The 12,414-nt window shown below is 70.2% G+C and carries 11 protein-coding genes and 2 tRNA genes; 3 read left to right on the forward strand and 10 right to left on the reverse strand.

Going from position 1 to position 12,414, the window contains the following annotated elements:
• Positions 1-112 precede the first annotated feature (112 nt).
• From IFR14_RS18975 to IFR14_RS18985, 3 genes are all read right to left on the reverse strand, one after another.
• Positions 113-856, reverse strand: coding sequence for an RNase H family protein (locus IFR14_RS18975; RefSeq protein ID WP_191941950.1), 744 nt, complete (start codon positions 854-856; stop codon positions 113-115).
• Positions 857-962: 106 nt separating this feature from the next.
• On the reverse strand, positions 963-1,931 hold the full coding sequence (locus IFR14_RS18980) for a putative RNA methyltransferase (protein WP_191941951.1): 969 nt from the start codon (positions 1,929-1,931) through the stop codon (positions 963-965).
• Between the two features lie 105 nt (positions 1,932-2,036).
• Positions 2,037-2,939, reverse strand: a complete 903-nt coding sequence (locus IFR14_RS18985; protein ID WP_191941952.1) for a hypothetical protein — start codon at positions 2,937-2,939, stop codon at positions 2,037-2,039.
• A 102-nt stretch (positions 2,940-3,041) separates the two neighbouring features.
• Here IFR14_RS18985 and IFR14_RS18990 point away from each other — a divergent pair, with 102 nt between their 5' ends.
• A complete protein-coding gene (locus tag IFR14_RS18990) occupies positions 3,042-3,290 on the forward strand; it encodes a DUF2795 domain-containing protein (RefSeq protein WP_139382499.1) in 249 nt (82 codons plus the stop codon).
• Positions 3,291-3,498: 208 nt separating this feature from the next.
• Positions 3,499-4,182: a hypothetical protein gene (locus tag IFR14_RS18995; protein WP_191941953.1), complete on the forward strand. Its 684-nt coding sequence runs from the start codon at positions 3,499-3,501 to the stop codon at positions 4,180-4,182.
• A gap of 199 nt (positions 4,183-4,381) precedes the next feature.
• On the opposite strand, the gene IFR14_RS19000 is transcribed toward IFR14_RS18995, so the two are convergent.
• The 6 genes from IFR14_RS19000 to serS form a co-directional block, all read right to left on the reverse strand.
• Positions 4,382-4,470, reverse strand: a tRNA-Ser gene (locus tag IFR14_RS19000).
• 202 nt (positions 4,471-4,672) lie between these two features.
• Positions 4,673-6,013: an LCP family protein gene (locus tag IFR14_RS19005; RefSeq protein WP_191941954.1), complete on the reverse strand. Its 1,341-nt coding sequence runs from the start codon at positions 6,011-6,013 to the stop codon at positions 4,673-4,675.
• Positions 6,014-6,180: 167 nt separating this feature from the next.
• A tRNA-Ser gene (locus IFR14_RS19010) sits at positions 6,181-6,265 on the reverse strand.
• A 96-nt stretch (positions 6,266-6,361) separates the two neighbouring features.
• Positions 6,362-7,609, reverse strand: a complete 1,248-nt coding sequence (locus IFR14_RS19015; protein WP_079706469.1) for an LCP family protein — start codon at positions 7,607-7,609, stop codon at positions 6,362-6,364.
• A 146-nt stretch (positions 7,610-7,755) separates the two neighbouring features.
• Positions 7,756-8,580, reverse strand: coding sequence for an HAD family hydrolase (locus IFR14_RS19020; protein ID WP_086475291.1), 825 nt, complete (start codon positions 8,578-8,580; stop codon positions 7,756-7,758).
• Entirely contained in the window at positions 8,577-9,842 is a 1,266-nt protein-coding gene (gene serS, locus IFR14_RS19025; protein ID WP_137244123.1) for a serine--tRNA ligase, read from the reverse strand. Before serS ends, IFR14_RS19020 begins: the two co-directional genes overlap by 4 nt.
• Positions 9,843-9,899: 57 nt before the next feature.
• Here serS and IFR14_RS19030 point away from each other — a divergent pair, with 57 nt between their 5' ends.
• Complete coding sequence (locus IFR14_RS19030; protein ID WP_191941955.1) at positions 9,900-10,868, forward strand: diacylglycerol/lipid kinase family protein; 969 nt, start codon at positions 9,900-9,902, stop codon at positions 10,866-10,868.
• 22 nt (positions 10,869-10,890) lie between these two features.
• Here the strand turns inward: IFR14_RS19030 and IFR14_RS19035 are convergent, their stop codons facing one another.
• On the reverse strand, positions 10,891-12,339 hold the full coding sequence (locus IFR14_RS19035; RefSeq protein ID WP_191941956.1) for an aromatic amino acid lyase: 1,449 nt from the start codon (positions 12,337-12,339) through the stop codon (positions 10,891-10,893).
• Between the last annotated feature and the right edge of the window lie 75 nt (positions 12,340-12,414).

Consider the following 12,414-nt stretch of genomic DNA (forward strand, 5'->3'; position numbering starts at 1 on the left):
CGCGCCCCGTCCGGTTCGCAATTCAGGATGCGGTCGGCGCGGCGCCCTTCTGCCGCAGCGTGTGACGCGGGACACGCCGCGTTCGTCCTGAGTTGTGAACTCGGAAGCGACGTCAGATGAGGCCGCGGAGGAACTCCTGGACGCTCGTCCCGGCCTCGCGGGCCCGGCGGACCAGGCGTTCGTGCTCATCGGTCGTGAGGTCGAGGGTGAGCTGGTGCCACGTCGGCTCGACGTCGAGTGAGAACAGCGCGCCGTCGTCCTCCGCGTCGAAGACGGGGGCGGTGCGCTCTTCCTCCACCTCGAGGTCGGCGAACAGCTCCGGCTCGGTCGTCTCTGTGGCGGTGTCTGCGACGACGTCGGCCTCGGGGGTCGACGGGGTCGACGCAGCTCCGGCGCCGGTCCACCCGGGTCCCTCCGGCACCGGCGTCTTGCGCTGGAAGGCCTCAGCCGCCGTGCGGGCGCGGATGTCGGCGGCCTCGTTGAGTCGGTGACCGACGTGCCCCTTCACCCACTCGAACCGGTAGCGCCGCCCGGCGATGGCGGCGTCGATCTCCTGCATGAGCTCGAGGTTCATGACGGGTTTGCCGTCGCCCTTCTTCCAGCCCTTCTTCTTCCAGCCCGGCATCCACTTCGTGATCGAGTCGATGACGTACTTGCTGTCGCAGAGGATGTGGAGGTCCTCGTCGAGGTGCTCGGTGGCGCGGAACAGTTCGAGGACGGCGCGCAGCTCGCCCATGTTGTTCGTGCCGTGCGGCCATCCCCCGGCTGCCCAGCAATCGTCGTCGACATACCAGGCCCAGCCGGCGGGTCCGGGGTTGCCGAGGGCGGAGCCGTCTGCGGCAGCGGTGATCGTCATGAGCGCCTTTCGATGAGTGCCCTCCATCGTATCGACGCACCACCGACGCCCCGACGCCGGTCCCGTGGTGCCGCTGTCGGGCTGGCCCGGCGTCGGGCGGGCGACGTCAGGCGGGCGCGAAGACGCTGAGCGTGACGGCGACCGTGACCGTCGTGTAGCCGGGCAGGTCGGCGATCGCCTGCTCGAAGACGTCGTCGTCGAGGTGGTGGGCGCTCGGCCCCATGCGGACCTCGTCGCGCACCTCTTCCGGCATCAACTCGACGGCATAGTCGAGCGTGTCGCGGGAGCGGAGCTCGAACCCGTCGAGCTGCGCGTCGAGGCGGGCGTCCTTGCGCTCGGCGATCCCGATCATGCCGAGCCGGTCGCGCAGCTCTGCCAGGTGACCGGGTTGCGGCGTCACGACGGTGAGCAGGCCGTCCGGGCGGAGCACCCGACGCATCTCGGGACCGTTGCGTGGGCCGAAGATGCTCAACAGGTGGTCGACCGAGGCGGTCCGGAGCGGGAAGGGTGCCCAGGCGTCGGCCGTGGCGGCTGCCGCTCGTCCGTGCGCGCGGGCGGCGCGACGAGCAGCGAGCGGCGACAAGTCGAACCCGAACCCGCGCCAAGCCGGCCGGGCGTCGAGGATCCGGCCCAGGTAGTAGCCGGTCCCGCCAGCGATGTCCACGACGAGCGGGGCGCTGTCGTCGTCGACCGAGCCGTCCGGGAGGAAGCGCGCGAGCGGCAGGGTCGTGGCGACGTGGTCGGCGATCGGCTCGTAGTGCTCGGCCTCGAGGAACGCTGCGCGGGCCGCGACCATCTCCTGCGTGTCGCCGGTCTTCGGCGTCCGACCGCCGACGACGAGCGAGGCATACCCCTGCCGGGCGATGTCGAAGCTGTGACCGGCGGGGCAGCGGAGCACGCGGTCGCCGAGCTCGAGAGTCGCGGTGCAGATCGTGCACGCGAGATCGGGGGCGACGAGGCTCAGCCGATCGTGCTGCGCGACGTCAGCGAGGATCGGCATGCCTTCGAAACGCTCCGCTTCCAGCTGCTGTGTCCGTCGCCGCCGCGATGCTTCCGGTTGTCGCACTTCACCCACACGGTGAGTCTAGGCGCGCGCCGCATGGTGCGTGCGCCGGAACGTTCGAGCAGCGATCCGTCGCGGCGGGCTTCGGCACCGCGGTGACTCGATCGGCTCGGTGACTCAGTCCTCGAGCGCGCTCCGCAGACGCTCGACGTCCTCGTGTGCTGCGTCGCTCGCACGCTGCGCCCGGTCAGCCTCCCGCTGGCGTCGGGCCCACTCGCGATCGGCGTCGGCGATGTCCGCGTCGAGCTCCTCGAGCCGCCGTGCGAGGTCCTCGCGGTCACGCTGCAGTCCCGATCGCCGGACCGCCGACTCGTCCAGGAAGGCGGTCGCCTCCTCACTCGCGCTGGATGCTGCCTCCTCGTCGCGCTCGGCCGCCTCCAGCCGGGCCCGAAGGCGTCGGCGTCGGTCGTCGTCCTCGTCGGAATGGTCGCCGTCTCCGTCGCCCCACGTCCCGAGGGAGCCGTCGGCGGTGGAGCGCCCACTGGGGGATCCTGGACCGCCGACCACACCACCCCACCCCGCTCCGCTCGAGGTCGGGGCGTCGGTCAGCCGCCCGGACGACACCTGCGCGGCGAGATCGGCGTCGGCACTCGCCGCTTGCAGACTCTGGCGGACGGTCTCGATCACCGCTCCGGAGAGGGACGCCCCCTCCGCTGCTGCGGCCTCGACGGTGGCGGTGACGAGCGTCGCGATCAGCGAGCGACGTTCGGTGCCGAGCGCGCGGAGCGCTGTGGCGTCTCCGGAGCGTTGAGCGTCGCCGAGCGCGGAGCCGAGTTGTTCCAGTTCGCTGAGCAGGTCCGGGCGGTGCGCCGTCAACACGTTGAGCGCCCAGGCGGCGACCGACGGTTTGCGGAGCGCGAGGATCGCCGTCGCCAGGTCGTCGTCCCCGTCGTCGCGCGCTGCGACGGCCAGGCGTTTGCGCTCCGCCACGAAGCCGCTGAGGGGGACGCGCAGCAACTCGACGGCTGCGGACGCGAGGCCAGTCGGGGCCGGCGTTCCGGTGTCGCGGTCATCGGGCACGGTGCCGCTCCCTCGCATCATTTCACGTCAGGCTAGCGCCCTCTTGCGCCAGAACGGAGTCCGACTGTCGCCTTTTCGGGGGTCGATACCGACAATGTGGACATGGATGCCAGACCTTACCCCGACACAGCGGAGCCGCCAGAAACAGCGGCCTGCACCGACTTGAAGACCCTCCTCAGGACCGTGGACTTCCCGATCTCACGCCGCGAACTGCAGTCGATCGCCGTCCGTTCCGGACTCGACCGCGGGACGCTCGCCGCGCTCAACACGCTCACCGAAGAGCACTACGCCGGCTCGTTCAGCATCCTCCGCGAACTCCGCCACCACGGCGAGCTCCGTCGCTCCGCCTGACCACCCCGTCCGACACCTGGTGGTCTCCCCAGCGCGGTGCGCTGACGTGAGCGCGGGTCACAGACGCGGGCGCGGGTCTCCGGAGGGGCGCGCTCACGCGTGTGGGGCGCGGTGGTGTCAGCGCACCGCGTGGCGGCTCGGCCGGGCAGGCTCTCGGCACGGTGCGTGACGTCCTTGCTGCTCGCGCTCGGGCTCCTAGACTGGCCCGATGGGGAAACGCACATGGTCCGCAGCTGTCGGAATCGTCATCGCGCTCGGAGTCGCACTCACCGGCTGCGCGCCGAGTGCACCGGCACCCACCGGCACGCCCGTCGGCTCCCCGACCATGTCGGCCACGCCGGAACCGACTGCCCCTCCTGCGGAGGACGTCGTCGCCATCGTCGTCGGCCCGTTGGCACTCGAACTCGTCGATACGACCGGGACGCCACTGGAGAGCTTCGCCTACGACGACCCGTCGGAGGAGGCGCGCGCCAAGCTCACGAACCTGTTCGGAGAGGAACCCGTCGTCGAGGACAACTCGACGGGCAAAGTCCCGAACACCACCTATCAATGGGCGGGTATCAGCATCTTCGACCGCCAGGGCGACGGCGGCGAGTTCATCCCTGATTGGTCGGTCGCCGTGACGGCGTCGGCCCTCGGCGAGGTCGATTTCCGGTCCATCGAGGGGACGGTGGTCGGGGCATCGGTCAGTACCGTCCGCGAACGCTATCCGGAGCACCCCGACCAGGTTGGTGCGAACGGCGGACGTCACTTCAGCATCTCGGTGGCGGAGACACCGGTCGGTACCGACGACCAAGGCAACGAGCACACGTACTCCGTCTTCATTTCCGCGCAGGATCCCGACAGCCCCATCGAGAGCATCGGCGCACCGTACACGAACTTCGGCGACTGAGCTCACCGCCACCTGGTGGATTCCCCAGCGCGGTGCGCTGACGTGAGCGCGGGTCACAGTCGCGGGCGCGGGTCTCCGGAGGGGCGCGCTCACGCGTGCGGGGCGCGGTGACGTCAGCGCACCGCGCTGGCGATTCCGACAGACATCGCGCAACGCAGAAACCCCCGGCGAACCGAGGGTTTCGAGCTGAGATCCAGTGCGGAGACGGCGGGATTTGAACCCGCGGTCCCCTTACGGGGACTCCACCTTAGCAGGGTGGTGCACTAGGCCGAACTATGCGACGTCTCCATGTGCGCTCGCAAGCGGACGCACGACGACCAGCATAACCGGTGATGGGCGTGGTGACGAATCCCCGGGTCCGAGACGCCCTACGACACTTCGACAAGCTCAGTGACCGGGACTCTGGTTCCTGAGTCTGTCGGAGGACCGGGACCGCGGCGGCCACTTCTGCGCTCGCTGAAAGACCGTCGTCGGAGCGGTACCGGGACGCCTACTGGTTGTCGAGGGTACGACCGCGGGAGCAGGTGCGCTGGTCGGCGGTCTGGCCCGTCACGGACGACGGAAGGACCACTGCACCACCGGCGGAGGGGTCGGTCGCATCGGCGGGCGGAGCCGTCGCTGCCGGGTCGGCTCCGGCATCTGCACCCTCGGCCGGGTCGACCGCGGTGGGGTCTGCAGGATTCGCCACCGCACCGGCGCCCGTCGCGCCCGAGAGCTGGATGGGCTGATCGTTGCCGAGCGCCTCGAAGAGCGCGGCCGCCGCATCGTCGATCGGCTCGACGCCACCCTCCACGGCGGCGTTCGGGTACTGCACGAACGCGATGTTGGCGAGGTCGACCTCACGGAGCGTCATGGCGATCGCGATCATCGTGTCGAGGCTCGTCAGGCTGTCGGACAGCTGCATGTTCTTCGCCGCCGCTTTGGCCAGGGAGTAGAGGATCCCAGGGTTGGTCAGCGTCTCGGCACTCTTGACCTGCTGCATCATCGCCGACAGGAAGACCTGTTGGTTGCTGATGCGACTGAGGTCGCTGCCGTCGCCGACACCGTGCCTGGTGCGGAGGAACTGCAGCGCCTCGTACCCCTCGAGCGTGTGCTCGCCCGCCGAGAGGAAGGTGTTCGTGTACTCGTCCTCGATCGGGTCTGCGACGCACACCGTCACCCCGCCGAGCGCGGTCGACATCGCCATCACGCCACTGAACTGGACCTCTGCGGCGAACGGGATCTCGAGCCCGGTGAGCTGCGACACCGTCAGCGCCGTGCAGGCGAGCCCGCCGTAGCTCAGCGAAGTGTTGATCTTCTGCCGGCTCATCGAGTCGAACGAGCCACCGGACGGGTCGGGGCAGGACGGGATGGGGACGAACATGTCGCGCGGGAAGCTGACCACGGTCGCGTTGCTGTGGTCCTCGGAGATGTGCACGAGCATCGTGACGTCGTTGAGGTTGCCCGTCTCCTCTTCGGCATCACCGAAGACGGGGTCCTGACCGGCGCGCGAGTCGCTACCGACGATGAGGAGATTGACACCACCCGGATACGCTCCGATCGCGGGCAGGTCGGTGACCGCCTCACCCTGCGAGTCGACGAGCGCGACGCCGGGCTTCACGGTCGCGGCGACGTCCCAGAGGGCGATGCCGGCGACGATGCCACCGCTGACCAACGCGACCGCGAGCGTCGAGGCGACGATCTTCAGGCCGGTCGTGATCGGGTTCGAGCGCTTGAGTCGTCCGTGGCGGGCGATGGTCGCGAGCTTCTTCGGGCGAGGCCCACGAGCTGCCGTTCGGCGAGCCGGGGCGTCGCCGGCGGGCTCGTCGATGTCGGTCGAATGCGGGGGCATTCGTCGATTCAACCACGGGTTCATGTGAAGCGCACAGCCCGGAGCCGTGGGCTCCGAGGCGCGGGAGTCTCTCGGGGCGGTGAAAGCAGTGCGGAGGGCGTGGGATTCGAACCCCGCAACGCGCCAGCGTTGCGCCGCCAGGCCCAACCAGCCATCTGATGAACGTGCGGAGGGCGTGGGATTCGAACCCACGAGACATTTCTGCCCACCAGTTTTCAAGACTGGCTCCATCGGCCGCTCGGACAGCCCTCCTGATGGTCGATCGCCCGCGATGACGCAGCTGACGACCAGGATCGAGTGTATCGGATGGGGCCAGCGACGAAGCGGCCCCATCCGATCACGCGGAGACTACTGGTCTTCCTCCGGACGACCGGCCGTGCAGGTGTTCTGCGCGGCGTTCTGGCCCGTGATCGTGTCGGGCAGGGCGACAGGGCCGGCAGCGGACGGGTCCGCGGGCGCTGCCGGGTCCGCCGTCGCAGCGGGGTCGGCCGCCGCGTCGGTCGTCGCCGGGTCTGGCGTGACGGGCGCGTTCGGGTCGGTCACGACGTACTTGCCGGTGGCGGACAGGGCGACGGCCTGGTCGCTCTGCAGCGCCGTCCACAGGACGTCGGCATCGGACGTCGCCTCGACCCCGCCCTCGACCGTGGCCGTCGGCGTCTGGACGAACGCGACCCGGTCGAGCGGGATGTCCTTGAGCGCTGCGGCGATCGACACCATCGTGTCGATGTTGTTCAGGCTGCTCGACAGCGTCACGTTCTTCAGCGCGGCACGGGCGATCGAGTAGAGCTTGATCGGGTCGGAGAGCGTGTCGCTGCTCTTCAGCGTACGGACGAGCGAGGAGAGGAACACCTGCTGGTTCGAGATGCGAGAGAGGTCGCTGCCGTCGCCGACGCCGTGACGTGAGCGGAGGAATGCGAGGGCGGACGCGCCCGAGAGGTCGTGGGTGCCGACGTCGAGGTTGATGCCGCTCCAGGCGTCGTTGAGGGGTTCGGTGACACACACCGGCACGCCGCCGACCGCGTTCGACATCGAGATGACGCCGTCGAAGCCGATCTGCGCGGCGAACGGGATGGAGAGGCCGGTGATGCCCTCGACCGTGGAGACCGCGCAGGCGAGCCCGCCGTCGGCTCCGCCGTACATGAGGGCGGTGTTCATCTTGTCGCGACCGTTGCCGCCGTCGGCGCAGTCGCCGATCTGCACGTACATGTCGCGCGGGAAGCTGACCACGGTCGCGCTCGAGTGGTCTGCCGAGATGTGCATGAGGATCGTGACGTCGTTGAGGTTCTCGTCTCGCTCGCCGTACGCCTGGTTGCCGTCGCCCGAGTCGCTGCCGACGAGGAGCAGGTTGACGCCGCCCTCGATCGCCCCGATGTTGGGCGGCGGAGCACCCGGCGTCTCGTTGTCGAGGTGGGCGACGGGCTTGACGCTGTTGGCGAGGTCGAGGGCTGCCACGCCGGCGACCGCGATGCCGCTCACGCCGACGACGGCGGCCGTCGCGGCGACGATCTTCGCGACGGTGACGAACGGGTTCGACTTGCGGAGTCTGCCGTGACGGACGGCGGCGCGCGGTTTGGACGCGTCGGCGTTGCGGGTCATGGATCTCGCTCTCGTCTCAGGAACAGGGGTGGCCGGAACCCAGGAGACCGGGCTGCGGCGAGTCGTCCGGTGACCCCTGGAGCAGGCGCGCACCGACGCCCCGTGCCCACCGGAAACGGCGAATCGGCACGGAGCTTTGGACGATGCTAACCCGAAATGCTCCTCAGGAGCTGAGAGAGACCGTCGTCGGTGACCGTGCCGGTGACCTCCGACGCGACTGCGAGGACCTCCTCGGGCGCCTGGCCCATGGCGACACCGCGTCCTCCGGCGGCCGCCCAGCCGAGCATGTCGACGTCGTTGCGGCCGTCGCCGACGGCGACCATCTGCGAGCGCTCGAGCCCCAGCCACTCCCGGACACGCTCCAGCGCGGTCGCCTTGTTGACGCCCTTCGGCGCGATGTCGAGCCACGCCGTCCAGCCGATCGCGTAGCTCACCTGGCTGAGCCCGATCTTGTCGACGATGCGGAGGAACTCCTCCTCGTCATGACTCGGTGAGACGACGACGACGCGCGTGACGGGGCTCGTCACGAGCTCCTCGAACGGCACCTCGATCGCGTTCTCGAGGTTCCAGTCCTCCATGCCGACCGTGTACTTGCGGAAGCCGTCGGGGTACTCGACCATGTAGCTGCCCTCGGAGAGGTGCGGTTGGATGAGCCCGAGGACCTCGGTCGGGTCGAAGGTCTCCATGAAGAAGCGCTCGTAGGAGTCGGGCTTCGACTCGTCGCGCTTCATGATGAGCGCACCGTTCGCGCAGACGACGTACTGCGGCGTCAGCTCGAGCTCCTCGAGCACCGGGCGCGTGCTCTCCCAGCTGCGACCGGTGGCCAATGTGACGATGTGGCCGAGCGAGACCACGCGGCGCACCTCGTCAGCGACCGACAGGCTGAGCGAACCGTCCTCGTGCAGCACGGTGCCGTCGATGTCGAGGGCGATGAGCAACGGGGTCGCGGTGGTGGTCGTCTCGTCCGTCATCGGATCGGCCTCGCGACCTCGATGCCGCCCAGATACGGACGCAGCACCTCGGGGATGACGACGCTGCCGTCCTCCTGCTGGTGCGTCTCGAGGATCGCGACGATCCAGCGGGTGGTCGCGAGCGTTCCGTTGAGCGTCGCGACCGGCGTGGTCTTGCCCGACTCCGTGCGGTACCGGGTGTCGAGGCGACGCGCCTGGTAGGTGGTGCAGTTCGAGGTGCTGGTGAGCTCGCGGTAGGAGTCCTGCGTCGGCACCCAGGCCTCGACGTCGAACTTGCGTGCCGCGCTCGACCCGAGGTCGCCGGCGGCCGTGTCGATGACCCGGTAGCTGAGGCCGAGCGACTGCAGCATCGCCTCCTGGTACGACAGCAGGCGCTCGTGCTCGGCGGCGGCGTCCTCCGGCTTGGTGTAGACGAACATCTCGAGCTTGTTGAACTGGTGCACCCGGATGATGCCGCGGGTGTCGCGCCCGTAGGACCCGGCCTCCTTGCGGTAGCAGGTCGACCAGCCCGCGTAGCGGAGCGCGCCCTGCTCGAGGTCGAGGATCTCGTCGGAGTGGTACCCGGCGAGCGCCACCTCGCTCGTGCCGGTGAGGAAGAGGTCTTCGCCGGCGATCTGGTAGACCTCGTCGGCGTGCTCACCGAGGAAGCCGGTGCCCTTCATGATCTCGGGGCGCACGAGCGTCGGCGTGATGAGCGGGACGAAGCCGGCCTCGATCGCGCGGTCGAGCGCGAGGTTCATGAGGGCGATCTCGAGCCGGGCGCCGATGCCGCGGAGGAAGTAGAAGCGCGAACCGCTGACCTTGGTGCCGCGCTGCATGTCGATGGCGCCGAGGAGTTCGCCGAGCTCGAGGTGGTCGCGCGGGGTGAAGTCGAAGGAGGGGCGTTCGCCGACCTCGCGGAGCGTGATGAAGTCGGCCTCGCCGCCGGCGGGCACGCCGTCGAGCACCGGGTTCTGGATGCGACCGGCGACGTCGGCGAAGTAGGCCTCGGCTTCGGTCGCGACCTGCTGGGCCTCCTTGACGCGGGCGGCGAGCTGCTGCGCCTGGGCGACGAGGGCGGCCTTCTCCTCCTTGGGGGCCTTGGCGACCTGCTTGCCGAACGCGTTCTGCTCGGCACGGAGTTCCTCGAACCCGGTGATCGCGGCGCGGCGTGCGGTGTCGGCGTCGATCGCCTGGTCGACGAGGTCGACGGAGGACCCTCGCTTCTGCTGCGACGCTCGGAGGACTTCTGGCTGTTCGCGGAGGAGTACGGGATCGATCACCCGGCAAGTCTAGCGATCGAGGTCGGTGACGAGGCCCCGGGACAGTACCGTTGGGCCATGCCGACTCCCCCGCACGCCGCGCTCGTGTACAACCCGGTGAAGGTCGACGCCACCCGGCTGCGGAGCGCGTTGGAGGCGCGGTCGCAGGAGGCCGGATGGGCGGCTCCGCACCTGTATGAGACGAGTGTCGACGACCCCGGTGTCGGTCAGGCGCGGCGCGCGGTCCTCGACGGCGCTCAGGTGGTGCTCGTGGCCGGCGGCGACGGGACCGTGCGGGCCGTCGCCGAGGGGCTGCGCGGGAGCGGTGTGCCGCTGACCCTCATCCCGTCGGGGACCGGCAACCTGCTCGCGAGGAACCTGAAGCTGCCGCTCGGCGACCAGGTGTCCGCGATCGGGACGGCGTTCACGGGCGACACGCGCGCGATCGACATCGGCGTGGCCATGATCACCCGCGCCGACGGGTCGGAGGAGGAGCACGCGTTCGTGGTGATGGCCGGCATGGGCGTCGACGCGATGATGATCGCCACCGCGAATCCCGACCTCAAGAAGTCGCTCGGCTGGCTCGCCTATGTCGAGTCCGGTCTCCGCTCGATCGCCACGGCCGCGCCGTTCCGCATCCACTACCAGTTGCGCGGGCACCGTCAGCATGCGGCGACCGTGAGCTCGGTGCTCGTCGGGAACTGCGGCACGCTGCAGGGCGGGGTGCAGCTCATGCCGGACGCCGAGCTCGACGACGGGTTCCTCGACGTCGCGGTGCTGCAGCCGAAGGGTGCCTTCGGCTGGCTCCTCGTGTGGCGGAAGGTCACGTGGGAGAACCGGGTCCTGCGGCGGACTGCCGTCGGGCGACGGATGATCCGCTTCACCGAGGGCCGGGGTGGGAACACCGTGACGAACCTGCGTGCTGAGGCGCTGACCGTGCGGGTCGACGAGGCGCAGGACCTCGAGCTCGACGGCGACGCGTTCGGCATGGCGACGATGGTCGCGTTCGACGCGCACCGCGGCGGGCTGCTCGTCAAGCTCCCGTAGCCGGCGACACCACTGAGTCCGGCTACCGTCCCTCGACGAGGTCCGCGATCTCGGTGACGAGCGCCGTAGCCCGCTCGAGGTCGGGGCGGAGGTCGTGGTCGGCGTCGTCCGAGCCGAGCGACGCGGATGCCCGGGCGAACACTGCGGCGAGCGCCCCGGTCAGCCGTTCGGCCACACCGCGGCGCCGCACGACCCGCACCGCTCCGAGGAGTTCGCAGGCGATGAGCGTCCTCGTGGCGGCCACCGCGTCCTCCAGCTGGGCGACGGCCTGCGCGGCGAACGGTGCGTCCTCCTCGGCGCCGCGCGACAGGACGACCGTGCCGAGCGCCGCCGGTTGCGCCGCGTGCCGGATGTCGGTGACCGCGCCCGCCGCGACGTATTCCACCATCATCAGTCCTGAGGCACCCGGTTCCCCGTCGCCGAGGAACGGCGGCAGGCCCGTGAACGCGGGCTCGTTCAGCAGTCGCAGGCGCGAGAGGGTGACCGTCGACGTCTGCGCGAGCGCGAGCGCGGTCGCGTCCAGTTCCGCGGCCAGCTGCGCCTGGAAGAAGGCACCGTGGTGGAGGACCGCCCGTGATCCGTCATCGGCACCGAGGACGTACAGCGGGTTCTCCTGCGCAGCACCGATGAGCGCTTCCACCTGGTCCGCGAGCCGGTCCGTCGCCGTCGCCACGACACCCTGCGTGATCGCGGCGATGCGGAGTGCGAACGGGTCCTGGATCCGAGCCGGTTCCGGCGCGGGTCCGATGAGCGCGCGCAACGCCGCAGCAGCAGCTTCGACACCGGGCGCGGCTGACGCACCCGCCGCCGCCTCGGCGTACGCCTGCGCGTTGCCGTCCAGCGCGTGGAAGCTGAGCGCACAGACCGCCGACCAGGCACGGTCGAGCCTCCGCAGCTCCGCGACCGCGAGCGCCGCACGCGCGATGGTGAGGGCGCTGCTGCTGATGAACGACAGGGCGCTCTCCGACCCCCAGGCGTCCATCGGCTCCAGTGGCGTCGACGCCGGCCGTTCGCCGAGGAGGGTCAGCGCCGTACCGGCGAGCGCGGTGAGGTCGCCGGTCCCGATCGACCCGAGGGTCCGGACGGTCGGCAGTGCATCGCGGCGCAGCATCTCGGCGAGCGCCGCGACGACCGCGGGCTCGACACCCGATCCGCCGACGGCGAGCTGGTTGAGCCGGACCGCGAGCATCGCCCGCACGACCCGGTCGGGGACGACCTCCCCGGCGTCGACCGCGTGGCTGCGGAGCAGGCGGCGTGCGTGGGCATCGCCGTCGTCGGCCACCGCGGTGTCCTTGTTCGCCCCCACGCCCGTGCTCCTGCCGTAGACGGCCGCGTGCTCGGCGAGGTCCCGCGCTTCGTCATGAGCGGTGGCCAGCCGGTCGAGCACCGCGCGAGGCACCGAGGCCTCCTCCTCGAGGTCCGCGATCCGCCGCAGCTCGTCGATGCCCAGTGCTCCCGCGATCTCGATCATCCCGACACCCTCTCTTGCGCTCCGCCGTCGTGTGCACCATCCTTGCTCACACGGCGAACGTCCCACCAGATGAAA

The sequence above is a fragment of the Plantibacter sp. CFBP 8775 genome, assembly GCF_014839505.1.
Lineage (GTDB): Bacteria > Actinomycetota > Actinomycetes > Actinomycetales > Microbacteriaceae > Plantibacter > Plantibacter auratus.

Bases quoted from the DNA above. Each gene is read 5' to 3' on its own strand.
- IFR14_RS18975 (WP_191941950.1), bottom strand. From the start codon at position 856: ATGACGATCACCGCTGCCGCAGACGGCTCCGCCCTCGGCAACCCCGGA.
- IFR14_RS18990 (WP_139382499.1), top strand. From the start codon at position 3,042: ATGGATGCCAGACCTTACCCCGACACAGCGGAGCCGCCAGAAACAGCG.
- IFR14_RS18995 (WP_191941953.1), top strand. From the start codon at position 3,499: ATGGGGAAACGCACATGGTCCGCAGCTGTCGGAATCGTCATCGCGCTC.
- IFR14_RS19005 (WP_191941954.1), bottom strand. From the start codon at position 6,013: ATGCCCCCGCATTCGACCGACATCGACGAGCCCGCCGGCGACGCCCCG.
- IFR14_RS19015 (WP_079706469.1), bottom strand. From the start codon at position 7,609: ATGACCCGCAACGCCGACGCGTCCAAACCGCGCGCCGCCGTCCGTCAC.
- IFR14_RS19020 (WP_086475291.1), bottom strand. From the start codon at position 8,580: ATGACGGACGAGACGACCACCACCGCGACCCCGTTGCTCATCGCCCTC.
- IFR14_RS19030 (WP_191941955.1), top strand. From the start codon at position 9,900: ATGCCGACTCCCCCGCACGCCGCGCTCGTGTACAACCCGGTGAAGGTC.
- IFR14_RS19035 (WP_191941956.1), bottom strand. From the start codon at position 12,339: ATGATCGAGATCGCGGGAGCACTGGGCATCGACGAGCTGCGGCGGATC.